The 23,397-nt window shown below is 72.5% G+C and carries 15 protein-coding genes and 1 tRNA gene; 7 read left to right on the plus strand and 9 right to left on the minus strand.

Annotation, left to right across the window (positions count from 1 at the left end; genetic code table 11):
* Nucleotides 1-112: 112 nt before the first annotated feature.
* The 3 genes from glmU to CHR28_RS11850 all read right to left on the minus strand — a co-directional run bounded on the left by glmU (nucleotide 113) and on the right by CHR28_RS11850 (nucleotide 2,643).
* The gene (gene glmU / locus CHR28_RS11840; protein WP_094053510.1) at nucleotides 113-1,561 is read right to left on the minus strand and encodes a bifunctional UDP-N-acetylglucosamine diphosphorylase/glucosamine-1-phosphate N-acetyltransferase GlmU; all 1,449 of its coding nucleotides are present in this window, start codon (nucleotides 1,559-1,561) and stop codon (nucleotides 113-115) included.
* 134 nt (nucleotides 1,562-1,695) lie between these two features.
* Nucleotides 1,696-1,768, minus strand: a tRNA-Gln gene (locus CHR28_RS11845).
* A gap of 14 nt (nucleotides 1,769-1,782) precedes the next feature.
* Nucleotides 1,783-2,643 carry a hypothetical protein gene (locus CHR28_RS11850; protein ID WP_094053511.1) on the minus strand — a complete coding sequence of 287 codons (861 nt, stop codon included), beginning with the start codon at nucleotides 2,641-2,643 and terminating at the stop codon, nucleotides 1,783-1,785.
* Between the two features lie 167 nt (nucleotides 2,644-2,810).
* On the opposite strand from CHR28_RS11850, the gene CHR28_RS11855 reads away from it, so the two are divergent.
* On the plus strand, nucleotides 2,811-4,109 hold the full coding sequence (locus tag CHR28_RS11855) for a sensor histidine kinase (protein WP_094053512.1): 1,299 nt from the start codon (nucleotides 2,811-2,813) through the stop codon (nucleotides 4,107-4,109).
* Nucleotides 4,110-4,133: 24 nt separating this feature from the next.
* Here the strand turns inward: CHR28_RS11855 and CHR28_RS11860 are convergent, their stop codons facing one another.
* Nucleotides 4,134-4,628, minus strand: coding sequence for an SUKH-3 domain-containing protein (locus CHR28_RS11860; protein WP_094053513.1), 495 nt, complete (start codon nucleotides 4,626-4,628; stop codon nucleotides 4,134-4,136).
* 86 nt (nucleotides 4,629-4,714) lie between these two features.
* On the minus strand, nucleotides 4,715-5,290 hold the full coding sequence (locus CHR28_RS11865) for a YwqJ-related putative deaminase (RefSeq protein ID WP_094053514.1): 576 nt from the start codon (nucleotides 5,288-5,290) through the stop codon (nucleotides 4,715-4,717).
* Between the two features lie 387 nt (nucleotides 5,291-5,677).
* Between CHR28_RS11865 and CHR28_RS11870 the strand changes: the two genes are divergently transcribed.
* The 3 genes from CHR28_RS11870 to CHR28_RS11885 all read left to right on the plus strand — a co-directional run bounded on the left by CHR28_RS11870 (nucleotide 5,678) and on the right by CHR28_RS11885 (nucleotide 11,262).
* Nucleotides 5,678-6,682, plus strand: a complete 1,005-nt coding sequence (locus tag CHR28_RS11870) for an SMI1/KNR4 family protein (protein ID WP_094053515.1) — start codon at nucleotides 5,678-5,680, stop codon at nucleotides 6,680-6,682.
* 7 nt (nucleotides 6,683-6,689) lie between these two features.
* Nucleotides 6,690-10,046 (plus strand): SUKH-4 family immunity protein, encoded by a 3,357-nt coding sequence (locus CHR28_RS11880; RefSeq protein WP_256984224.1) that lies wholly within the window; start codon nucleotides 6,690-6,692, stop codon nucleotides 10,044-10,046.
* A 331-nt stretch (nucleotides 10,047-10,377) separates the two neighbouring features.
* A complete protein-coding gene (locus CHR28_RS11885; RefSeq protein ID WP_094053516.1) occupies nucleotides 10,378-11,262 on the plus strand; it encodes a cellulose-binding protein in 885 nt (294 codons plus the stop codon).
* 241 nt (nucleotides 11,263-11,503) lie between these two features.
* Here the strand turns inward: CHR28_RS11885 and CHR28_RS11890 are convergent, their stop codons facing one another.
* The 4 genes from CHR28_RS11890 to CHR28_RS11905 all read right to left on the minus strand — a co-directional run bounded on the left by CHR28_RS11890 (nucleotide 11,504) and on the right by CHR28_RS11905 (nucleotide 15,746).
* Nucleotides 11,504-13,117 (minus strand): sodium/solute symporter, encoded by a 1,614-nt coding sequence (locus tag CHR28_RS11890; RefSeq protein WP_094053517.1) that lies wholly within the window; start codon nucleotides 13,115-13,117, stop codon nucleotides 11,504-11,506.
* Nucleotides 13,114-13,548 (minus strand): DUF485 domain-containing protein, encoded by a 435-nt coding sequence (locus CHR28_RS11895; protein WP_094053518.1) that lies wholly within the window; start codon nucleotides 13,546-13,548, stop codon nucleotides 13,114-13,116. The genes CHR28_RS11890 and CHR28_RS11895 overlap by 4 nt, the downstream gene beginning before the upstream one ends.
* A 162-nt stretch (nucleotides 13,549-13,710) precedes the next feature.
* Nucleotides 13,711-14,232 carry a GNAT family N-acetyltransferase gene (locus CHR28_RS11900; RefSeq protein ID WP_094053519.1) on the minus strand — a complete coding sequence of 174 codons (522 nt, stop codon included), beginning with the start codon at nucleotides 14,230-14,232 and terminating at the stop codon, nucleotides 13,711-13,713.
* Nucleotides 14,233-14,252: 20 nt separating this feature from the next.
* Nucleotides 14,253-15,746 carry an MFS transporter gene (locus CHR28_RS11905; protein WP_094053520.1) on the minus strand — a complete coding sequence of 498 codons (1,494 nt, stop codon included), beginning with the start codon at nucleotides 15,744-15,746 and terminating at the stop codon, nucleotides 14,253-14,255.
* 442 nt (nucleotides 15,747-16,188) lie between these two features.
* On the opposite strand from CHR28_RS11905, the gene CHR28_RS11910 reads away from it, so the two are divergent.
* From CHR28_RS11910 to mfd, 3 genes are all read left to right on the plus strand, one after another.
* The gene (locus CHR28_RS11910) at nucleotides 16,189-16,977 is read left to right on the plus strand and encodes an ABC transporter ATP-binding protein (RefSeq protein WP_094053521.1); all 789 of its coding nucleotides are present in this window, start codon (nucleotides 16,189-16,191) and stop codon (nucleotides 16,975-16,977) included.
* A complete protein-coding gene (locus CHR28_RS11915; protein WP_094053522.1) occupies nucleotides 16,974-19,553 on the plus strand; it encodes an ABC transporter permease in 2,580 nt (859 codons plus the stop codon). Before CHR28_RS11910 ends, CHR28_RS11915 begins: the two co-directional genes overlap by 4 nt.
* A 241-nt stretch (nucleotides 19,554-19,794) precedes the next feature.
* A complete protein-coding gene (gene mfd / locus CHR28_RS11920; RefSeq protein ID WP_094053523.1) occupies nucleotides 19,795-23,328 on the plus strand; it encodes a transcription-repair coupling factor in 3,534 nt (1,177 codons plus the stop codon).
* The last annotated feature ends 69 nt before the right edge of the window (nucleotides 23,329-23,397 follow it).

Raw genomic sequence — 23,397 nt, forward strand, 5'->3', positions numbered from 1 at the left:
CGCAGCTGGGTGTCGAGAGACCTCGCAGCCGGCTTGCCGGAGGCCGTCTCAGCTGGTGGGGTGCGGGTGTGCACTTATCACCGTACGCCGTGTTTGAGGCAGCGGTTTCCGGTCAGCCCTCGCCGGACGGCTCCCGGGACGCCGCCTCCGCCGCCTTCGCGGCAGCGCTCCCCGGACGCTTACGAGCCACCCAACCCTCGATATTCCGCTGCTGACCACGGGCCACGGCCAGCGAACCGGGCGGCACGTCCTTCGTGATCACGGACCCGGCGGCGGTGTACGCACCGTCCCCGACCGTGACAGGCGCCACAAACATGTTGTCCGAACCCGTGCGGCAATGCGACCCGACCGTCGTGTGGTGCTTCTCCTGGCCGTCGTAGTTCACGAACACGCTCGCGGCACCGATGTTCGTGTACTCACCGATCGTCGCGTCGCCCACGTACGACAGGTGAGGCACCTTCGTCCCCTCACCGATGGAGGCGTTCTTCGTCTCCACGTACGTACCGATCTTGCCCTTCGCACCCAGACGGGTCCCCGGACGCAGATACGCGTACGGCCCGACCGTCGCCCCCGGACCCACCTCGGCACCGTCGGCCACCGTGTTGTCCACCCGGGCGCCGGCACCGACGCGGGTGTCCGTCAGCCGCGCGTTCGGACCGACCTCCGCGCCCTCGGCCAGATGCGTCGCGCCGTGCAGCTGCGTACCCGGGTGCACGACGGCGTCCTGCTCGAACGTCACGGTGACGTCGACCCAGGTCGTGGCCGGATCGACGACGGTCACACCGGCGAGCATCGCCGCGTTCAGCAGCCGGTCGTTCAGGATCCGGCGGGCCTGCGACAACTGCACCCGGTTGTTGATCCCGGCGATCTCCCGGTGATCCCCGGCCACCGAGGCACCCACCCGGTGCCCGGCCTCCCGCAGGATCCCCAGCACGTCGGTCAGGTACTCCTCGCCCTGGCTGTTGTCCGTCCGCACCTTCTTCAGCGCGTCGGCGAGCAGCTGGCCGTCGAACGCGAACACACCCGAGTTGATCTCACGGATCGACCGCTGGGCGTCGGTGGCGTCCTTGTGCTCGACGATCGCGGTGACGGCACCGGTGGCCTCGTCCCGCACGATCCGGCCGTAGCCCGTCGCGTCCGGCACCTCGGCGGTCAGCACGGTGACCGCGTTGCCGTCCGCCGCGTGCGTCTCGGCGAGGGCCCGCAGGGTGGCGCCGGTCAGCAGGGGGGTGTCCCCGCACACGACCACGACGGTTCCGTCGACGGACCCGCCGAGCTCCTCCAGGCCCATCCGCACGGCGTGCCCCGTGCCGTTCTGCTCGGCCTGGACGGCGGTACGGACGTCGGGGGCGATCTCGCCGAGGTGCGCGGTGACCTTCTCGCGCGCGTGGCCGACCACGACGACCAGGTGCTCGGGGTTCAGCTCGCCCGCGGCGGCGAGCACGTGCCCCACGAGACTGCGTCCGCAGAGCTCGTGCAGGACCTTGGGTGTGGCCGACTTCATACGGGTGCCCTCACCCGCTGCGAGAACGACGACGGCTGCCGGGCGGTTGGCGCTCACGGGATGCCCTTCGGCTGTGGATGGGGTGGGGTGACATCCGCAGGATACCGGGGGGTTTTGTGGCCGACATGAGTGCGGGGTCCGACCGGTGTTCATCCGGTCAGACCCCGAACAGAGGCGGTGCCCTTCGTGGGCTCCCCCGCAAGGATTCGAACCTTGTCCTGCTGGTACCAAAAACCAGTGTGCTGCCAGTTACACCACGGGGGACAGCGCCTCAGACCTTACCGGAGACGTGCCTGAGCGTGGGCAACGATGCCGCTCCACCAGCCCTCGATCCGGTTGTAGAGATCGGCACTTCGCGCCACGGTGACGACCAGGCAGCCGTGGTAGTCGTCGCCGGTGTTCTTGCGGACGGTTCTCGGGTTGTGCTTCTTCAGCGTCGGCTTGGCGAACGATGACGGGTCGACGTCGGCCAGGCCCGCCCAGAAACGGTGGGCCGCCTCCACGTCCGCCGATTCGTGGATGAGTACGCGCAGGCTCAGTCGCTCACGCGCCACGCCGAGCAGGTCGAGCCAGGCGAGGTAGACCTGGATCACTCCTGGGTCGCTGTTGACGAAGACGACCCGCTCACGCCGGGCGTACGGCTTGCTCTTGGCGCCTTCGGCCCAGTAGAGCGCGACACCCGCGAGGAACAGTTCCCTGTCGGTGAGCTCTCCCACCTCCTGCGCGGCGTCGGCCCTGGTCTGTTTCCGCTCTTCGTCCTGAGTGGCGCGCAGCCGGGCGAGGCCTTCCTGCATCAAGGCCCGCTGTTCCTCCGGCGTGTAGCGGGGCTCGGGTTTCGGGAGGTCGCGCACCCACAGCGATACCGAACTCCTGGAGCACCCGAGCTCCACCTCGATCCGGTCGTACGTCCAGCCCTGCAGTCGCAGCTCTCTGGCCCTGGCCCGGAGGTCGTCCTTGGCGTTCGGGCGCTTTGTCCAGGCCGGCGGGGGTTCGCCCTTGACCAGGCGGTTGAGGATGTCGTTGTTGAAGATCTTCAGCTCGTCGCGGATCTGGCGAAGGCTGTAGCCGGAGCGGCGCAGTGCCACCGCTCGTTCCCGTAGGCCCTCGAAGTCCGTGTATTTGCTGCTGGCATGTGTCATACGCATACCGTCCGGGCGGAATGGTCGGGTCCGGGGTCGAACGGTGTGTGGTTCAGCAGTTCGAGGGATATCGGGTGGATTCGCAGCCGAACGGTCACGCTGTGTGGTGTAGGCCAGTCCGGGAAACTCACCGGAAAACCGGCCGGGGGCGCCCGTAGGCTGGAGGCATGACCGCGACGGGGGAAGACCATGTGACGGCCCGGGGAGGGCCGTGGTGGTGGGCCAGACGGCGCAGTGCCGTGTTCGATGTGAGTCTGGCCGTGGTGTCCGCGCTGGAGTGCGGACTGGAAGGCATTCCGTTCGCGAGGGACGCGGGGGTTCCGGTCGCGGCGGGGGTGGTGTTCGGCGTGCTCGCCGGTGCCGTGCTGGTCGTGCGGCGGCGCTGGCCGATCGCCGTCGTGCTCGTCTCGATCGCCATCACGCCGGCCCAGATGGGTTTCCTGCTGGGCATCGTCGGCCTGTACACGCTCGCCGCGGCCGAGCTGCCGCGGCGGATCATCGGCTCGCTGGCGGGGATGTCGCTGGTCGGGACGCTCATCGTGACGTTCGTGAAGACGCAGCAGGACATGGTCCGCGGGGATCTGGACCTGGGCGACTGGTTCGTGCCGTTCGCGGCGGTCACGATGTCGCTGGGCTTCACCGCGCCTCCGGTGCTGCTCGGGCTGTACGTGGGGGCCCGGCGCCGGCTGATGGAGAGTCTGCGGGAGCGGGCGGACAGTCTGGAGCGGGAGCTGCAGCTGCTGGCCGAGCGGGCGGAGGAGCGGGCCGAGTGGGCCCGGAACGAGGAGCGCACGCGGATCGCCCGGGAGATGCACGACGTGGTGGCGCACCGGGTGAGTCTGATGGTGGTGCATGCCGCGGCGTTGCAGGCGGTGGCCCGGAAGGATCCCGAGAAGGCGGTGAAGAACGCCGCGCTGGTGGGGGACATGGGGCGGCAGGCGCTGACCGAGTTGCGGGAGATGCTCGGGGTGCTGCGCAGTGGGGGCGAGCGGCGGGTGCCGGTCGCGTCGATGCCGCTGGCGGCGGTGGGGGCGGCCGCGGCCGCGGCGGCTTCGCGGGTGGCCGACGACGAGGGGCCGAGTCTGGCGGAGATCGAGGAGCTGGTGGGGCAGTCGGCCGCCGCGGGGATGGTGGTGGATCTGTCGGTGGAGGGGGATGCCCGCTCGTATGCGCCGGAGGTGGAGCAGACGGCGTACCGGGTGGTGCAGGAGGCGTTGACCAACGTCCACAAGCACGCGGCGGGGGCGAAGACGTACGTGCGGCTGGCGCATCGGGTGTCGGAGATCGCGATGCAGGTGGAGAACGAGCCGCCGGGGGAGGAGGCGGCGTCGTCGGCGCGGTTGCCGTCCGGGGGGAACGGTCTGGTGGGGATGAAGGAGCGGGTGTCGGCGCTGGGCGGGGTGTTCGTGTCGGGGCCGACGGACGCGGGGGGTTTCCGGGTGTCGGCGGTGATTCCGGCGTCGTAGCCCGAGCCGCTGGGCGGGCCCGGGTCAGCCGGTGGTGAGGCGGGCGGGTGCGGTGCCGGCGATGAGGGTGGTCAGGGCCTGGTCGATGTCGGGGCCGAGGTACCAGTCGCCGGTGTGGTCGAGGGTGTAGACGCGGCCGTCGGTGTCGATGGCGAGCAGGCCCTGGGTGTCGGTTTCGGCGCCGAGGGGGCAGACCTCGGTGCCGAGGGCGCGGCCGAGGTCGCCGAGGGTGCGGGCCATGTGCAGGCCGTGCAGCGGGTCGAGGTGGAGGGTGGCCGGGGCGACCTGGCGGCCGGGTCCGGTGGGGGTGATGTGGAGTCCGCCGAATTCGGCCCAGGCCTCGACGGCGGCGGGGAAGACGGTGTGGCGGTGGCCCGCGGGGGAGACGTGGTCGCGCAGGGCGTCGGCCCAGATCTCGGCTTGTTTGATGTCCCAGCGTCCGGGTTGCCAGCCGGCGGCGCGCAGGGCGGCGTCGACGGGTACGGCGAAGCGGGTGGAGGAGGTGCGGTCGGTCTGCATCTGCCCTTCGTCTCGTCGAGGTCATGGGTGGCGCGTGGGTGGGCGCGCCGGAGTGTCGGGTCGTGCGGGTGTGGGGGGTGGTGGCGTCAGTTCCGGGTGGCCGGGTCGACTATGCGGACGCCGAAGTGGGCGCTGAGCGCGGTGCAGGCGCGGCAGGGGGTGGCGAAGCTGCCGTGGAGGGGGTCGCCGTCCTCGCGGATGCGGCGGGCGGTGAGTTTGGCCTGCTTGAGGGCTTTGCGTGCCTCGCCGTTGGTCATGGGTTTGCGTGCGGCGCGTTTGCTGCGTGCGGCGTCGGCGGCGGCGATGTGGCGGGAGATGAGGATGGTCTCGGCGCAGCGGCCGGTGAAGCGGTCGCGCTGTGCGCTGGTGAGGGTGTCGAGGAAGTCCTGGACGAGGGGGTGCAGGGCGGGGGGTGTGTCGCCGCGGGCGGCGGTGCCGGTGAGGGTGGCGCCGCGGACGGAGAGGGCGGCGGCGACGGTGGGGAGGATGCCGTCGCGGCGGTGGAGGAGGACGGGTGCGTGGGCGGCTTCGGTGGCGCTCCAGCCGATGCGTGGGTCGCCGCCGTTGCGGGGGTCGCCGGTGCGCGGGTCGGCGTCGCGGGGGTCGCCGTTTCGTGGGTCGGCGGACCGTCCGGTGTGTGGTCCCGTCTGTGTCGCGTTCATGATCGTCTACCCCTCCGTGCATCCCCCGGGAGGTCACAGACTGCCAAATGCCGTGGCTCGTGCGGAAGCTGGGGCGGGGCGACACGCCCGTACCGGGGCGTGCCGTCACGGTGGGGTGACGCCTGGTCACGGAAGCGGAGGGGGTGCGGACCGGTGCCGGTGACCGGTGTCGTCGTACCGCATAGGCTGTCGGCACCGCGGGCGATGCGGTGATCCGTTCGGAGATCGATGCAGTGAACCGGAGGGTGATCCGTGAGGTGGGCGCGTGCGGTGATGTGCGCCGAGGTGCACAGCAGTCGAGACAGTGGACGTGACAGTCGATACGGGCCGTAGTGCGCCAAGGGTGGTCAATACGGGTCGTACAGAGTGCCGCAGGGGGCAACCGCCATGACGACAGGTCGGCTCGGGCAGCAAGCCGCGCCGCCGAACGCGGCCTACGCCGGGCAGGTCGTGCATTTCCCGGACCCGGTCCGGGCGGCCCGTCACCCGAGAGGGGTACGGGTGGACGAGCGCGGTTACCCCGACTTCTCGCCCTACGCGCGTGCGGCGGCGGAGATCGCGGAGCCGCCGGAGGGTTTCGGCGTCGACGAGTTGCGGCTGACGGACTACGTGTCGGCGAACACGGCGCTGGCGGCGTCCGGGCACGAGCTGTGGGACACGGTGCCGGCGGTGGCGACGCCGCACGGCTGGACGTGGCACCACGTGGTGGGCTCGCGGCGGCTGGAGCTCATCCCGGTCGAGGTGAAGGCGCTGCTGCGGCACCACGGCGGGGTGGCCACGTCGGGCGTCGACCATGCCAAGCGGGGGACGCGGCCGTTGCAGGAGACGCGTCCGGCGCACTTCGGGCTGCCGAAGTCGGGTGTGGCGGTGACGGAGTCGCAGGTGCAGGGCGTCGAGGAGGACCTCGGCTACCGGCTGCCGGGCGCGTACCGGTCGTTTCTGAAGGCGGCGGGCGGCTGCGCGCCGGTGGGTGCCGCGCTGGACGCGGAGTTGGGGCTGCTGATCGACCAGCCGTTCTTCACGGTGCGCGACGAGGCGGCGGTCAACGACCTGGTGTACGTCAACAAGTGTCTGCGTGACCATCTGACCAAGGACTACCTGGGGATCTCCTTCGTCCAGGGCGGGTTGCTGGCCGTGAAGGTGAAGGGCGAGCGGATCGGCTCGGTGTGGTTCTGCGCGTACGACGACGCGCGGGACGTGGATCCCTCGCTGCCGCCGGCGGAGCGGGTGGAGCGGCTGCTGCTGCCGTGCGGGGACGACTTCGACGTCTTCCTGTCGCGGCTGGCGGGCGATCCGCCGGAGTTGGAGACGGTGGCGAACCTGATGGTGGACGGTGGGTTCGCGCGTGTGGTGCCGGTGGACGCGGTGTCGTCGTCGGCCGTGGGGGAGTGAGTCGGCGATGGTGACCTTCGCACAGGCGCAGGAGCGCGCGGAAGAGTGGATCAACGGGGACCTGCCGGCGTACCAGCATCGTGAGGTGCGGGTGCGGGAGTTCGACCTCGGGTTCGTGGTGTGGGCCGAGGACCGGGCGGACGGGCCGCGCTCGGACGGCGGCGCGCAGCGGCTGGTGATCGCGCGGGACAGCGGCGAGGCCACGCTGTGGCCCGGGCTGCCGGTGGGTGAGGTGATCCGCCGGTACGAGGAGGAGTACGGCCGTTCCGACACGGCGGACGAGCCGGTGCCGGCGGCGCCCGCGCGGGTGGATCTGAACCAGACGTCGTTCCTGCTGACTCCGCCGGAGTGGCTGCAGGACGCGGCGGACAAGCTGGGGATCCCGGACCGGCGGGAGACGACGTCCGGCGGCACGGGTGGGTCGGGCAGCGTAGGCAGCGCGGGTGGCGCGAATGGCTCGGCGGACGCTCCGGGTGCTCCGGGTGCTCCGGGTGCTCCGGGTGCTCCGGGTGCTCCGGGGGGCGCGGGTGGTGCGGGTGCGCCCGTGGCGCCGGGGAGTGGTGCGTCGTGGCCGGCCGCCGGGGGGAGCGACGCGGGGGCCGCGTCGGACGGTTCCGGTATTCCGGACGCCTCGGGTACTGCGGGTGCGCCGGGTGCTCCCGGTGCTCCGGGTGCGCCCGCGGGGGCGACTCCTTGGGCGGGGACGGACACCAACGGCGATGCCGGTGACGACCGTTCCGTGCCGCTGCCCGCGACGGTGTTCGCGCCGCCGCTGAGTGAGAGCGAAGGGGACACCCCGCCGCCGTCGACGACGCCCGACGCCAAGACGGCCCTGATGTCGGGCGGCAGCCAGCTTCCGCCGACGGCGCTGTCGCCGGCGATCGACGACCCGAACGCGGCGCCCGGTGGGCCGGGGTACGGCTATCCGCCCGGGGCCGCCGCGCCCGGCGGGCCGGGTACGCCACCGGCCGGTGTGCCGCACGGCAGCGCGCTTCCGCCCACGCAGGGTGGTCAGCCGTACGGGTATCCGCAGGGGCCCGGTGGGCCTGGTGGACCTGGCGGGCACGGTGGATCCGCTGGTCAGGCCGGTGTGCCGCAGCCGCCGGCCGGGCCGGGGAGCGCGCAGCACGCCGGGGACATCGCCGACGCGGCGACCAGCAAGGCGACCCCGCCGCCGGGACGCGGCCGGGGCGCGGGTCCGACCACGCCGCCTCCGCCGGGTGCCCCGGGGACGCCGGGCGTGCGGCCGGGCGACACGCCCGCGCCGTCGGGGCCCGCAGCGCCGGGTACACCGGCGGGCGGCTACGTGCCCACGCAGATGGTCTCGGCGCTCGGCCCCGAGGGCCCGGGAGGCCCGGGAGCCCCTGCCGCGGGCGGACCTGGCGGCCCGGGCAGCCTCGGCGGCCAGGACGTACCTGGGTCCCCGGGCGCGCCCGGCGCGCCGCACGCGCCTGGTGCCCCTGGCGGCCACGGTGCCCAGGGGGCTGCCGGTGCCCCGGGTGGTTCCGGTGTCCCGGCTGGCCCGGGTGCCCCGCAGCCTCCGGGTGCTCCGCATGCGCCTGGTGCCCCCGGTGTTCCGCAGGGGGCCATGGGCGGCCACGGTGCCCCGGGTGGCCCGGGTGGGCCGCAACCTCCGGGTGGCCCGCACGCGCCTGGTGCCCCCGGTGTTCCGGGCGGCCACGGTGCCCCGGGCGGACCGGGTGCCCAGCAGCCTCCGGGTGGCCCGCATGCGCCTGGTGCCCCCGGTGTTCCGGGCGGTCACGGCGGTCCGGGTGGGCCGCAGCCCCCGGGTGCTCCGCACGCGCCTGGTGCCCCCGGTGTTCCGGGCGGTCACGGCGGTGCGGGTGCGCCGCAGCCCCCGGGGGCTCCGCAGCCGCCCGGTGTGCCCGGTGTTCCCGGCGGTACGCCGCCCGGTGGTGTGCATCATGCCGCCACGATGCTTGCCGATCCCGGTCGGATGGGGCCGGGCGGTCCTCAGCCTCCGCAGCCGCCGGGGCCTCCTGGTGCGCCCGGTGTTCCGGGAGCCGCCGGTGGGCCGGGTGGGCCCGGCGTGCCGCATCCGCCCGGTGCCCCGCAGGCGCCCGGCGTGCCCGGTGCGCCCACTCCGCCCGGGCCTCCCGGTGTGCCCGGTGCTCCGCAGCCTCCTGGGGCCCCGGGTGTGCCCGGTGGGTCCGGGCCCGTGCACCACGCGGAGACCATGCTGGCCACGCCTCCCGCGGGCGGCCCCGGTGTGCCTCCGCCGCCGCAGGCCCCCGGCGCCCCGGGCGTCCCGGGCGTTCCTGGTGTGCCGCCCATGCCGCACGGCGGGATGCCCGGCGCGATGCCGCCGCCCGGTCAGCCCGTTCCAGGGCAGCCGCCGGCGTACGGCTATCCGCAGCAGCCCACCGGGCAGCCGACCGTCGGTCCCGGCTACCAGGCCGTGCTGCGCTACCGCGCGCAGGACGGTTCCGAGCAGCAGCTGATCCGGCGTTCGGCGCCGGGCACGCCGCACCCGGAGTGGCAGATCTTCCACGAGCTGCGCGCCATGAACGTGCCGCCGGACCAGGTGCTGGAGCTGCACACCGAGCTGGAGTCGTGCGAGCTGCCGGGCGCGTACTGCGCGCGGATGATCCGGGAGCAGTGGCCCCAGGCGCGGATCACGTCGATCGCGCCGTACGGCACGGACCACGCGAGCCGGCAGCAGGGCATGCAGCAACTGCTGGCCCACCAGGGCGAGTTGCACCAGGTCGCGGACGGCCCGGCGCGCCCGGCCCCGGTGCGCGCTCCGCTGCCGCCGGTGCAGGCGGTGCCGCCGATCCCGCCGGAGGCCATCGCGCAGGAGCTGGCGGCGGCGTTCGGGCCGGGCGTGTTCCGGTTCGAACAGGCCGCCGTGTCGCGGCAGGGCGTGCCGCCGATCGTGGCGCACACGCTGGTCGCGGCCGGGCTGCCGATGGACATGGGCCCGTTCTTCTGGGCGCAGGCGCAGCCGGGCCGGCCCGTTCCGACGCTGGCGGAGCTGGCGGCCGAGCGTGGTGTGCAGCCGGCCTCGGACGCGGGTTCGTACCTGGTGATGGGCAGTGACTTCGGCAAGGCGATCTGCGTCCAGTACGGCACGGCGAACATCGTCGCCGTGCCGGTGGAGGCGGGGCCGGGCGGGGCGCCCGTACCGCCGCAGTTCGTGAACACCGGGCTGCCGGAGTTCGCGCGCTGCCTGGCGCTGCTCGGCCGGATGTGGCGGCTCAGGTTCGGGCTGAACCAGGAGCAGGCGGGCCGCTGGACCGTCGACTTCCAGGCGCAGCTGGCCGCGCTGGACCCGGCGGCGCTGGGTTCGCCGGAGAGCTGGTGGTCGGTGCTGCTGGAGCAGATGTGGGACGGGCTGCTGTGACGCCGTGACGCCGTGACGCGTCGCGGCCGACGTGCCGTGAGGAGCCGGGCCCGGTCGTTCGCGCGACCGGGCCCGGCTTTTTCGCGCCGGTACGGAGATTTCTCTCGCCGGGCGGTCACACCTTCCTGCTCCGCTCCGGCAGTGCAGTGACAGCGACGCACCACTGCAAGGCCGCGGTGAGCGAGGAGCGCGTCGCGGCCGTCGCCGCCTGGCGGCCGTGACCCCGGTGCGGAGTGTCGCGTTATGAACACTTCCATCCGATCCACCAAGATGTGCGCGACATCATCCCATTTCTCGCATATCGCGTCGGCGTGGTGGAGAGGGGCCCAGGATGAGCAGCGCATCGGTGTCCTCGTACGGCTTTCCGGTCGTACGGGGGCGCGGTTACCGTCCCGAGCAGGTCGACGGGTACGCCGCGGACCTCTCCGCGGACCGTGACGCGGCCTGGGAGCGGGCCGCCCGGCTGACCGTGCTCGCCCGGCGGATGGACGAGGAACTGGCGCGGCTGCGGGAGACCGTGGCGCGACGGGGCCCGCAGACCTACGAGACGCTGGGGGAGCGGGCCCGGCGGCTGTACGAGCTCGGTGAGCAGGAGGCCGCTGCGGTCCGGGAGAGGGCGCGCCGGGAGGCACGTCAACAGGTGGAAGAGGCGCGGGCCTCTGCCGCTTGTGTGCGCGAGTCCGCGCAGGCGCACGCAGATGCCGTGCGGGCCGACGCCGACGAACGCGCCCGCCAGCGGCTGCTCGCGGCGCGTGCCGAGGCCGACGAGATCCTGGGCGAGGCCGGGCGCGAGGCGCAGGAGCAGCGCGGTGAGGTGCTGGCCGCGCTGCGGGAGATGGGGCAGCGGACCTCCGGGATGCTGGCCGAGAAGGAGAAGGAACGGGCCGAGCGGTGGGAGGCGGCCGGCCGGGAGGAGACGGGGCGGGCGGCCGCCGTGGACGCCCGGCACGCGGCGGAACTGGCCCGCGCCGAAGGGCTGCTGTCCGAGGCGGAGCAGGCCTTCGCCGACGCGGAGCGCGAGGCCCTCGCCCTGACGGAAGAGGCAGAGGCCCGGGCCGCGGAACTGCTGGACGGGGCCCGGGCCCGGGCGGAAGCGGTCGAGCGCGAGACGGCACGGCTGCTGCGCGAGCACGCCGACCAGCGGGACGGCGTACGGGCCCACATCGACCACGTCCACAGCAGCCTGACGGCGTGGGCGGGACAGACGGCGGACTGACCCCCGGCAGGGCCTGCCCGGACCGCACGGCGGACGAACTCCGGCGGGGCGTGCACGGGCCGGGCGGCGGACGACCTCCGGCGGGTCGTGCCAGGGCCGGGCGGCGGACGACCTCCGGCGGGTCGTGCCCGGACCGGACGGCGGACGAACTCCGGCAGGGCGTGCCCGGACCGCACGGCGGACGAACTCCCCCAGGGCGTGCCACACGGAACTTCCGTCGCCGTCCCGGCCCTTCCTCCTCCTAGTCGTTCCTGCGTACCGCGCCCGCCAGGATCCAGCCCTCGACCGCCTCGTACTGGTGGCGCTGTTCCTCCGACTTGCGGCGGCCGGAGGCCAGCGTGCCCAGCCAGCCGCAGGCGAAGCCCAGGGGGATGGAGAGCAGGCCCGTGGTGGTGAACGGGAACCAGTTGAAGTCGGCCTCGGGGAAGGCGGAGACGGGTGAGCCGGAGACCAGGTTGGTGCCCGGCATCAGCAGCAGCACGGCCAGGGAGCCGCCGATGAGGGTGCTGAGCAGGCCCGCGCGGGTGTAGCGGCGCCAGAAGAGGCTGTAGACCAGCGCGGGGGCGATGGCCGAGGCGCCGAGGCAGAACGACAGCGTCACCAGGGGCTGCAGGCTGCGGTGCTGGACGAGGGTGGCCAGCAGGATCGCGACGACGCCCACCGCCAGGGCCGAGATGCGGGCCAGGGCCATCTCGCGGCGCGGGGACATCTCGTGCACGCGGGTGGCGAACACGTCGTGCGCGAGGGAGTTGGCGCAGGCCAGGATCATCCCGGCGACGGAGGCCAGCAGCGTGAGGAAGACGGCCGTGGTGACGGTCGTGAACAGGAACGTCTCCGCCGCCGACACGTCCGCGCCGAACGCCGCCTGGGAGCCGAGCAGATAGGCCGTGTTGCCCTGCGGGTCGACCTGGGCGATCACCGCCCGCCCGACCAGCGCGGTCGCGCCGAAGCCGATGACCGTGATGACGAGCACGAACAGCGCCACGCTGGACACGGCCCAGGACATCGACCGCCGTACCTGCCGGGCGCTGGAGGCGGTGTACATGCGCATCGTGACGTGGGGCAGGCAGGCGCCGCCGAGGACGATCGTCAGATGCGAGCTGATCATGTCCAGGTCGGGGCTGGCGCCGCCCGAGAACTGCAGGCCGGACGAGAGGAACGCCGAGCCCACGCCGCTGTTCTCGGCGGCCGCGCCGAACAGCGCACCCGGGTCCCAGTCGAAGCGGTTGAGGATCAGCACGGCGACCACCAGGCCGGAGCCGAGCAGCATCACGATCTTGAGGATCTGGATGAGGGCGGTGCCCTTCATGCCGCCGATCGCCGCGTAGCTGATCATCAGCGCGCCGACGCCGATGATGCAGCCGGTCTGCAGCGACTCGCCGGAGAAGCCGAGGATGAACGCCATCAGCTGCCCGGTCCCGGCCAGTTGGACCAGCATCAGCGGCAGCAGGGCCGCCAGGGTCACCGAGCAGGCCGCGATCCGCACCGCGCGTCCGGGCATCCGGCGGGTCAGCGCGTCGCCCATGGTGAACCGCCCGGCGTTGCGCAGCGGTTCGGCCAGCAGGAACATCAGCAGCATCAGCGACAGGGCGGTGCTCAGGGCCAGGACGGTCCCGTCGTAGCCGAACAGGGCGATCACGCCGCCGGTGCCGAGGACGGTCGCGGCGGAGATGTAGTCGCCGGCGATGGCGAGGCCGTTGCGCATGGGCGACAGGGAGCCGTAGCCGGTGTAGAACTCGTCGAGGTCGTCCCGGTCGGGGCCGGTCATCACGCACAGCAGCAGCGTGATGGTGGCGACGGTGGAGAAGCCGACCAGGGACATCGCCTGGGCGTTTCCGCTGAACACGGTGTTCACCGGGTTCCCTCCCGCTTGGCGTCCAGCGCGGCCTGCTTGCGGATCCGGTCCGCGATCGGGTCGACGCGGCGGCGGGCCGTCTGCTCGTACAGGGCGATCGCCGCCCACGTCACCGGCACCTGGATGAGGGCGAGCAGCAGCCCGGTGGGCAGGCCGTCGGTGACGGTGCTCGTCATCAGTGACGGGGCGAACGCCGACAGGAGCAGGAACAGCACGAAGTAGCCGAGGGCCGTGAGCGTGGCCACGCGCCGCTGCCAGCGGTAGGCGCTGCGCAGCACCCGCAGGTCGCTGTGGTGCCCGAGGGCGGCGTGGCGCTGGGGACGCCTCCCGGCCGGCTCGGGCTCCTGCCGCGGCACCCAGGGGTAGGTGTCGTACGACGGGGACGAGTCCGGTGGCGGGTACGGGTAGGACGGTGGCGGGTCGTAGGACATCCCGGTGCTCCTTGCGCGGGTCGGATCCGGTGCGGCGGACCGCAGGGAGGTGGGGGGCGGGCGGCCACGCACGTTACTGCGGGGTACCGGGCCTGCGCGAGGGTTTCGCCAAACTGATTGGTCGGTATGCGCTTACCTTCTTGACCTCGGGTGTTACCCGCGTTAACCCCTGTTTCCGGGTGTCAGGGGCGGGGTGGCGGCCAACTCCCGGCGTACATAGAGGAGTCCGGGCCGGCCGGCCAGGGTGGTCTCCCCGGCGGGGGTGAAACCGTTGCGGGTCAGCACCTTCCTGGAGGCGGGATGGTCCAGGGTGGTCCGCGCGGTGAGGGAGGTCAGCCCGTACGCGGTGGCCGCCAGCCGGCACAGCTGCGCGACGGCGGCCGTCGCCACGCCCCGGCCCGCGGCGCGCTCGCCGACGCGGTAGCCCAGTTCGGCGCTGCCGTCCGCCACGTCCATCAGGTTCACCCGGCCGATCAGCACGTCGTCCTCCAGCAGGACGTGGAAGTGGCACACGCGCGCGTGCTGCTCGGCCAGGAGCGCCCGGTGGCGTGCGGCGAACCCGTCCGGTGTGAAGTAGGCGTCCCCGCGGTCCGGGACCGTGCGCGCGAAGTACGCCCGGTTCTCCCGTTCGAAGGCCAGCAGGGCGTCCGCGTGGTCGGCGCGCAGCCGTTCCAGGGTCAGCATGGACCGGAGGGTACGGAAGGTCAGTCCCCCAGCACGGGGAATTTCCTCGGCGCGAGGAACAGCAGCACCGCGAACGCCAGCGCCGCCGCGCAGGAGGCGCCCAGGTAGACGGCGTGCACCGCCTCGGCGATCGCCTGCCTGGTCGCCTCCGGCGCCGCGCCCGAGTCGAGCGCCCGGGTCACCGAGTCGAGGTCGCCCGCGCCGCCGAGCCGGGCGGCCAGCACCCCGTTGGCGACCGCGCCGAAGACGGCCGCGCCGATCGTCTGGCCGGTCTGGCGGCAGAACAGCACCGACGCGGTCGTCGTCCCGCGCTCCGCCCAGCCCACCGTCGACTGCACCCCGACGATCAGCGGCAGCTGGAACAGGCCCAGCGCGGCGCCCAGCAGCAGCATCAGCAGCGCCGGCTGCCAGGCCCGCCCCGGATAGGGCAGGAAGGGGAACGCCAGCAGGACCAGCGCGGCGGCCCCGATGCCCAGCATCGCGGTGTTGCGGAAGCCGATCCTGCGGTACACGTGCTGGCTCAGCGCCGCCGACACCGGCCAGCTCAACGTCCATACGGACAGCACGAACCCGGCGGCCACGGGCGCCAGGCCCAGCACCGACTGGGCGTAGGTGGGCAGGAAGACCGTCGGCGCGACCATCAGCAACCCCAGTGCGCCCAGGGCCAGATTGACCGCGGCGATCGTCCGGCGCCGCCACACCCAGCCCGGGATGATCGGCTCCGCCGCGCGGCGCTCCACCCACACCACCACCGCCACCAGGGCGAGCCCCGTGCCGCACAGGGCCAGTGAGGGCGCCGACAGCCACGGCCACGCCACCCCGCCCTGCACCAGGGCCGTCAGCAGCACCCCGCCGCAGGCGAACACCGCGAGCGCGCCGGCCCAGTCCACGCGCGCGTGCGGGACGATCTCCCGCTCCGGCTCGTGCAGATGACGCACGATCAGCCACAGCGCGACCGCGCCGATCGGCAGGTTGACCAGGAAGATCCAGCGCCAGTCCGCGTACGCGGCGAGCACCCCGCCGATCCCGGGACCGGCGACCGCGGACACCGCCCACACCGTGGACAGCCTCGCCTGGATCCTGGGGCGCTCCTTGAGCGGGTAGAGGTCGGCGGCCAGGGTCTGCACGGTGCCCTGCAGGGCGCCGCCGCCCAGGCCCTGCACGATGCGGAAGGCGATGAGCGCGCCCATGTTCCAGGCCAGCGCGCACAGCAGGGAGCCGAGCAGGAAGAGCACCGACCCCACGATCAGCACCGGCTTGCGGCCGAAGGTGTCGGAGAGCTTGCCGTAGAGGGGCAGGGTGACGGTCACGGCCAGCAGATAGCCGGAGAACAGCCAGGAGAAGACCGAGAAGCCGCCGAGGTCGCCGACGATCTGCGGGACGGCCGTCGAGACGATGGTGGAGTCCAGCGCCGCCAGCGCCATCGAGAGCATCAACGCGGCGACGACGGCCCCACGGCGGCCGGTCGTGGCGGCGCGCAGGGACTCCTGCGCCGCGGAACTGGTGCTGCCCACCCCGGGTTCCTCCCCCTGATGTCTACCTGCCCCTTGCACCTACCTGCCGCGGACAGCTTCCCACTTGACCCTGACGCCGCGGGAGGGTGGAGCCTCGGTGGGCCGGGAGGAGGAGCCGACCCTGAGACGGACTCCACCCTTCGGCGGACTGCCCCTAGGGGTACCTCCGTACTACGACCTGGGGAGGGTTCGTACCGGCGGAGGACGAGACGCCGAGGGGGCGCTCCTTAACCTGGCTTTACGCCGCCGGGGGGCGGTTGCACACACCGGCGGGGGTGGGGTTTTCCTCAGGAAAAGACTGCGCTGAACACCAGGGCGCGGGGCCCCTCCCCGCGGCGAGACTTGAGGCGCGCCGGACGGTTCCGTGGTCCGGCAGTACACACCGCGGCTGTCGACCGGGCGACCGCCTTCACCATTTGCTGACCGATATAGGAGACATACCGTGACTTCGGCTGTGACCATTCCCAGGCACGGGGGTACTGGAGGGCGTACGGCCGTTGCCGCGCGGGCGCGGCAGGTCGTGAAGGCGTACGGGTCCGGAGAGACCCGGGTCGTCGCCCTCGATCACGTCGACGTGGACATCGCACGCGGCCAGTTCACCGCGATCATGGGCCCCTCGGGCTCCGGCAAGTCCACGCTGATGCACTGCCTCGCCGGGCTCGACACCGTCACCGGCGGGCAGATCTACCTCGACGAGACCGAGATCACCGGCCTGAAGGACAAGAAGCTCACGCAGTTGCGCCGGGACCGGATCGGGTTCATCTTCCAGGCCTTCAACCTGCTGCCGACGCTGAACGCCATCGAGAACATCACGCTGCCCATGGACATCGCGGGCCGCAAGCCGGACAAGCAGTGGCTCGCACGGGTCGTGGAGACCGTCGGGCTCGCCGACCGGCTCAAGCACCGGCCCACCCAGCTCTCCGGCGGACAGCAGCAGCGCGTCGCCGTGGCGCGGGCGCTCGCCGCCCGGCCCGAGATCATCTTCGGGGACGAGCCGACCGGGAACCTCGACTCGCGCGCCGGCGCCGAGGTCCTCGGCTTCCTGCGCCGCTCGGTGACCGAGCTGGGCCAGACCATCGTCATGGTCACCCACGACCCGGTCGCCGCCAGCTACGCGGACCGCGTGCTGTACCTCGCCGACGGCCGCATCGTCGACGAGATGTACAAGCCGACCGCGGAGGCCGTCCTGGACCGCATGAAGGACTTCGACGCCCGGGGGCGCACGTCATGACCGTCCTGAAGACCTCGATGCGCAACTTCCTCGCGCACAAGGGACGCATGGCCCTCTCGGCGATCGCCGTCCTGCTGTCGGTGGCCTTCGTCTGCGGGACGCTCGTCTTCACCGACACCATGTCCACCACGTTCGACAAGCTGTTCGCGGCCACCTCCTCCGACGTGACGGTCAGCGCCAAGGGCGCCTCCGACAGCGGTGAGACGACCGCCGACAACGGCAAGCCGCCGGTCATGCCGGCCTCCGTGCTCGGCGAGGTGCGCAAGACCGACGGCGTGAAGTCGGCCGAGGGCACCGTCTTCTCCACCTCGGTCACCGTCGTCGACGCCGACAAGGACAACCTCTCGCCCTCCAGCGGTGCCCCGACCATCGTCGGCAGCTGGAACGCCACCGACGCCCGCACCATGAAGATCACCTCCGGTGCGGCGCCCGAGGGCGGCGACCAGATCATGGTCGACGCCGACACCGCCGACAAGCACGGCCTGAAGCTCGGCGACGAGATCGGCGTGATCAGCGCGGTCGGCACCCACACGGCGAAGATCTCCGGCATCGCCGACTTCACCGTCACCAACCCCGGCGCCGCGATCTTCTACCTCGACACGAAGACCGCCCAGCAGACCCTGGTCGGCGAGACCGGCGTCTACACCAACGTCAACGTCACCGCGGCCGCCGGCGTCAGCGACGCACAGCTGAAGAAGAACGTCACGGCCGAACTCGGCGGCGACTTCCAGGTCAAGACCGCCAAGGAGACCGCCGACGCCAACCAGAAGGACGTCGAGGGCTTCATGAACGTCATGAAGTACGCGATGCTCGGCTTCGCCGGGATCGCCTTCCTCGTCGGCATCTTCCTGATCATCAACACCTTCTCCATGCTGGTCGCCCAGCGCACCCGCGAGATCGGCCTGATGCGGGCCATCGGCTCCTCGCGCAAGCAGGTCAACCGCTCGGTGCTCGCCGAGGCGCTGCTGCTCGGTGTCGTCGGATCGCTGCTCGGCGTGGGCGCGGGCGTCGGCCTCGCCGTCGGCCTGATGCAGATCATGGGCCAGATGGGCATGGAACTGTCCACCGACGACCTCACCGTGGCCTGGACGACCCCCGTGGTCGGCCTCGTCCTCGGCGTGATCGTCACCGTGCTCGCCGCCTACCTGCCCGCCCGGCGCGCCGGCAAGATCTCCCCGATGGCCGCCCTGCGCGACGCCGGTGCCCCGGCCGACGCCAAGGCCGGCTGGATCCGCGGCATCCTCGGCACGGTCCTCACCGCCGGCGGCGCCTTCGCCCTGTACCTGGCGGCGGCGGCCGACAAGGCCACGGACGGCTCGCTGTGGCTCGGCATCGGCGTGGTGCTGTCGCTGATCGGCTTCGTCGTCATCGGCCCCCTGCTCGCCGGCGCGGTGGTCCGCGTCCTCGGCGCGGTCCTGCTGCGGATGTTCGGCCCCGTGGGCCGCATGGCCGAGCGCAACGCCCTGCGCAACCCGCGCCGCACCGGCGCGACGGGCGCCGCGCTGATGATCGGCCTCGCCCTGGTGGCCTGCCTGTCCGTCGTCGGCTCCTCCATGGTGGCCTCCGCCACCGACCAGCTCGACAAGACCGTCGGCACCGACTTCATCATCCAGTCCGACAGCGGCCAGCTGATCACCCCCCAGGCGGTCAAGGCCGTGAAGTCGACGCCGGAGCTGGAGCGGGTCACCGAGTACAAGTGGACCAAGGCCGACTTCACCACCCCCGACGGAAAGACCCTCAAGGACACGGCGATCACGGCGGCCGACCCGTCGTACGCGACCGACCTGCGCACCGAGACCGTCGCCGGCAAGCTCCCCGACGCCTACAAGCCCGACTCGATGTCCGTGCACGAGAAGTTCGCCAAGGACCACGGCATCACGCTCGGCTCGAAGATCAAGGTGGCTTTCAAGGACGGCTCCGCGGCCGACCTCACGGTCCGGGCGATCACCAGCAGTGACGTGGTGATCGACGCGGGCGCGATGTACACCTCCATCACCACGATGGCCAAGTACGTCCCGGCCGACAGGATGCCGCTGGACACGCTGGTCTTCGCCAGCGCCAAGGAGGGGCAGCAGGACGCCGCCTACACGTCCCTGAAGTCGGCGCTGCACGACTACCCGCAGTACACCGTGCGCGACCAGACCGACTACAAGGACGCCCTGAAGGACCAGATCGGCCAGCTGCTCAACATGATCTACGGCCTGCTGGCCCTGGCGATCATCGTCGCCATCCTGGGCGTGGTGAACACCCTGGCCCTGTCGGTGGTGGAGCGCACCAGGGAGATCGGCCTGATGCGGGCGATCGGCCTCTCCCGCCGCCAGCTGCGCCGCATGATCCGCATGGAGTCGGTGGTCATCGCCCTCTTCGGTGCCCTGCTGGGCCTCGGCCTGGGCATGGGCTGGGGCGCCACGGCCCAGCAGCTGCTGGAGCTGGAGGGCCTGATGGTCCTCGACATCCCCTGGCCGACCATCATCGGCGTCTTCATCGGCTCGGCGTTCGTGGGCCTGTTCGCGGCACTGATCCCGGCGTTCCGGGCGGGCCGGATGAACGTGCTGAACGCGATCGCGACGGAGTAGCCGGCCGGCACACCGTCATCCCGAGGAACCACCGCACACGGGGGTTGCGGGGGGCCCGGCGCCGGGAAGTCCACTCCAGGACTTCCCGGCGCCGGGTGCTGTGCGCGGCAGGGGCTCACCCCGGGGCGTCATCCACAGGCCCCGGCGCCGAGCCGCGCAGCGACGTACGCTGGAGACCCCCGGCCCGCGGCGCGCGTCGGGCCAGTCGTGTTGCCCACCCCCTGGACGGAAAACACCCCCCATGAGCCTGCACGGTCTGCTCGACGCCGTCGTCAAGGACGCCGCCCTCGCCGAAGCGATCAGGGCGGCCGCAGACGGCAACCGCATGCACGTCGACCTGGTCGGCCCCCCGGCGGCCCGCCCCTTCGCGGTGGCCGCCCTGGCCCGGGACACGGGCCGCCCGGTGCTGGCGGTGACGGCGACCGGCCGCGAGGCGGAGGACCTGGCCGCCGCCCTGCGCTCCCTCCTCCCGCCCGAGGGCGTCGTGGAGTACCCCTCGTGGGAGACGCTCCCGCACGAGCGGCTCAGCCCCCGCAGCGACACCGTCGGCCGCCGCCTGGCCGTGCTGCGCCGCCTGGCCCACCCCCGCCCCGACGACCCCGAGACCGGCCCCGTCTCCGTCGTCGTGGCGCCCGTCCGGTCCGTGCTACAGCCGCAGGTCAAGGGCCTGGGCGACCTGGAGCCGGTCGCGCTGCGGACCGGGCAGAGCGCCGACCTGAACGAGGTCGTCGAAGCCCTCGCGGCCGCCGCCTACGCGCGCGTGGAGCTGGTGGAGAAGCGCGGCGAGTTCGCCGTCCGCGGCGGCATCCTCGATGTGTTCCCGCCCACGGAGGAACACCCCCTGCGCATCGAGTTCTGGGGCGACGACATCGAGGAGATCCGCTACTTCAAGGTCGCCGACCAGCGCTCCCTGGAGATCGCCGAGCACGGCTTGTGGGCCCCGCCGTGCCGCGAGCTGCTGCTCACCGACGACGTCCGCAACCGCGCGCGTGCCCTCGCCGAGGAACACCCCGAGCTGGGCGAACTGCTCGGCAGGATCGCCGAGGGCATCGCCGTCGAGGGCATGGAGTCCCTCGCCCCGGTCCTGGTCGACGACATGGAGCTGCTGCTCGACGTGCTGCCCAAGGGCGCCATGGCCGTGGTGTGCGACCCGGAGCGGGTCCGCACCCGCGCCTCGGACCTGGTCGCCACCTCCCAGGAGTTCCTCCAGGCCTCCTGGGCGGCCACCGCCGGCGGCGGGGAGGCGCCCATCGACGTCGGCGCGGCCTCCCTGTGGTCCATCGCGGACGTGCGCGACCGGGCCCGCGAGCTGGACATGATGTGGTGGTCGGTCTCGCCGTTCGCCGCCGACGAAGAGCTCGACGCGGACACCCTCAAGCTCGGCATGCACGCCCCGGAGACCTACCGCGGCGACACCGCCAAGGCCCTCGCCGACACCAAGGGCTGGCTCGCCGACGGCTGGCGCACGGTGTTCGTCACCGAGGGACACGGCCCCGCGGCCCGTACGGTCGAGGTGCTGGGCGGCGAGGGCATCGCCGCCCGCCTCGACGGGGACCTCGGCGAGATCTCCCCGTCGGTCGTGCACGTGGCGTGCGGCTCGATCGAGCACGGCTTCGTCGACCCGGCGCTCAGACTCGCGGTGCTGACCGAGACCGACCTCTCCGGCCAGAAGGCGTCCGGCCGCGAGGGCGCCCGCATGCCGGCCCGCCGCCGCAAGACCATCGACCCGCTCACCCTGGAGCCGGGCGACTACATCGTCCACGAGCAGCACGGCGTGGGCCGCTACATCGAGATGGTGCAGCGCACCGTGCAGGGCGCGACCCGCGAGTACCTGGTCGTCGAGTACGCCCCCGCCAAGCGCGGCCAGCCCGGCGACCGGCTCTACATCCCCACCGACCAGCTGGAGCAGATCACCAAGTACGTCGGCGGCGAGGCCCCCACGCTGCACCGCCTGGGCGGCGCCGACTGGACGAAGACCAAGGCCCGCGCCAAGAAGGCCGTCAAGGAGATCGCCGCCGACCTCATCAAGCTGTACAGCGCCCGCATGGCGGCCCCCGGGCACGCCTTCGGCGCGGACACCCCCTGGCAGCGCGAGCTGGAGGACGCCTTCCCCTACGCGGAGACGCCCGACCAGCTCACCACCATCGCCGAGGTCAAGGAGGACATGGAGAAGTCGATCCCCATGGACCGCCTGATCTGCGGCGACGTCGGCTACGGCAAGACCGAGATCGCCGTGCGGGCCGCGTTCAAGGCCGTCCAGGACGGCAAGCAGGTCGCCGTGCTGGTGCCCACGACCCTGCTGGTGCAGCAGCACTTCGGCACGTTCAGCGAGCGGTACGCCCAGTTCCCGGTGAACGTGAAGGCGCTCTCCCGCTTCCAGACCGACACCGAGGCCAAGGCGGTCCTGGAGGGCCTGCGCGAGGGCTCCGTCGACATCGTGATCGGCACGCACCGGCTGTTCTCGTCCGAGACGAAGTTCAAGGACCTGGGCCTGGTCATCGTCGACGAGGAGCAGCGCTTCGGCGTCGAGCACAAGGAGCAGCTGAAGAAGCTGCGCGCCAACGTCGACGTGCTGACCATGTCCGCGACCCCGATCCCCCGGACCCTGGAGATGGCGGTCACCGGCATCCGCGAGATGTCGACCATCACCACCCCGCCGGAGGAGCGCCACCCGGTGCTGACCTTCGTCGGCCCCTACGAGGAGAAGCAGATCGGCGCCGCCATCCGCCGTGAACTGCTGCGCGAGGGCCAGGTCTTCTACATCCACAACCGCGTCGAGTCGATCGACCGGGCCGCCGCCCGGCTGCGCGAGATCGTCCCCGAGGCGCGTATCGCCACCGCGCACGGCCAGATGTCCGAGTCGGCGCTGGAGCAGGTCGTGGTCGACTTCTGGGAGAAGAAGTTCGACGTGCTGGTGTCCACGACGATCGTGGAGTCCGGCATCGACATCTCCAACGCCAACACCCTGATCGTGGAGCGCGGCGACAACTTCGGCCTGTCCCAGCTGCACCAGCTGCGCGGCCGGGTCGGCCGAGGCCGCGAGCGCGGCTACGCCTACTTCCTCTACCCGCCGGAGAAGCCCCTGACCGAGACCGCGCACGAGCGGCTCGCGACGATCGCCCAGCACACGGAGATGGGCGCGGGCATGTACGTGGCGATGAAGGACCTGGAGATCCGCGGCGCGGGCAACCTCCTCGGCGGCGAGCAGTCCGGCCACATCGCGGGCGTCGGCTTCGACCTGTACGTGCGGATGGTCGGCGAGGCCGTCGCGGACTACCGGCGCCAGCTGGAGACCGGCGAGATCGAGGAGGAGCCGCCGCTCGAGGTCAAGATCGAGCTGCCCGTCGACGCGCACGTCCCGCACGACTACGCGCCCGGCGAGCGGCTGCGCCTGCAGGCCTACCGCGCCATCGCCTCCGCCAACTCGGAGGAGGACATCAAGGCGGTCCGCGAGGAGCTCGTCGACCGCTACGGCAAGCTGCCCGAGCCCGTGGAGAACCTGCTGCTCGTCGCCGGGCTGCGGATGTTCGCGCGGGCGTGCGGCGTCGGCGAGGTGGTGCTGCAGGGCACCAACATCCGCTTCGCGCCGGTGGAGTTGCGCGAGTCGCAGGAGCTGCGGCTGAAGCGGCTGTACCCGGGGGCCGTCATCAAGCCGGCGGTGCACCAGGTGCTGGTGCCGCGCCCGAAGACGGCGAAGGTCGGCGGCAAGCCCCTGGTCGGCCGCGAACTGCTGGCGTGGGTCGGCGAGTTCCTGACGTCGGTGCTGGGGTCTTGAGGGCGGGGGCTGAGGACCAGGGCTGAGGGCTGGGGGCTGCGGGCCGGGGTTTTGCCGGCGGGGGGCTGC

The organism is Streptomyces sp. XY006 (assembly GCF_002237655.1).
GTDB classification, from domain to species: domain Bacteria; phylum Actinomycetota; class Actinomycetes; order Streptomycetales; family Streptomycetaceae; genus Streptomyces; species Streptomyces levis.

Bases quoted from the DNA above. Each gene is read 5' to 3' on its own strand.
- CHR28_RS11850 (WP_094053511.1), bottom strand. From the start codon at position 2,643: ATGACACATGCCAGCAGCAAATACACGGACTTCGAGGGCCTACGGGAA.
- CHR28_RS11855 (WP_094053512.1), top strand. From the start codon at position 2,811: ATGACCGCGACGGGGGAAGACCATGTGACGGCCCGGGGAGGGCCGTGG.
- CHR28_RS11860 (WP_094053513.1), bottom strand. From the start codon at position 4,628: ATGCAGACCGACCGCACCTCCTCCACCCGCTTCGCCGTACCCGTCGAC.
- CHR28_RS11865 (WP_094053514.1), bottom strand. From the start codon at position 5,290: ATGAACGCGACACAGACGGGACCACACACCGGACGGTCCGCCGACCCA.
- CHR28_RS11870 (WP_094053515.1), top strand. From the start codon at position 5,678: ATGACGACAGGTCGGCTCGGGCAGCAAGCCGCGCCGCCGAACGCGGCC.
- CHR28_RS11880 (WP_256984224.1), top strand. From the start codon at position 6,690: ATGGTGACCTTCGCACAGGCGCAGGAGCGCGCGGAAGAGTGGATCAAC.
- CHR28_RS11885 (WP_094053516.1), top strand. From the start codon at position 10,378: ATGAGCAGCGCATCGGTGTCCTCGTACGGCTTTCCGGTCGTACGGGGG.
- CHR28_RS11895 (WP_094053518.1), bottom strand. From the start codon at position 13,548: ATGTCCTACGACCCGCCACCGTCCTACCCGTACCCGCCACCGGACTCG.
- CHR28_RS11900 (WP_094053519.1), bottom strand. From the start codon at position 14,232: ATGCTGACCCTGGAACGGCTGCGCGCCGACCACGCGGACGCCCTGCTG.
- CHR28_RS11915 (WP_094053522.1), top strand. From the start codon at position 16,974: ATGACCGTCCTGAAGACCTCGATGCGCAACTTCCTCGCGCACAAGGGA.
- mfd (WP_094053523.1), top strand. From the start codon at position 19,795: ATGAGCCTGCACGGTCTGCTCGACGCCGTCGTCAAGGACGCCGCCCTC.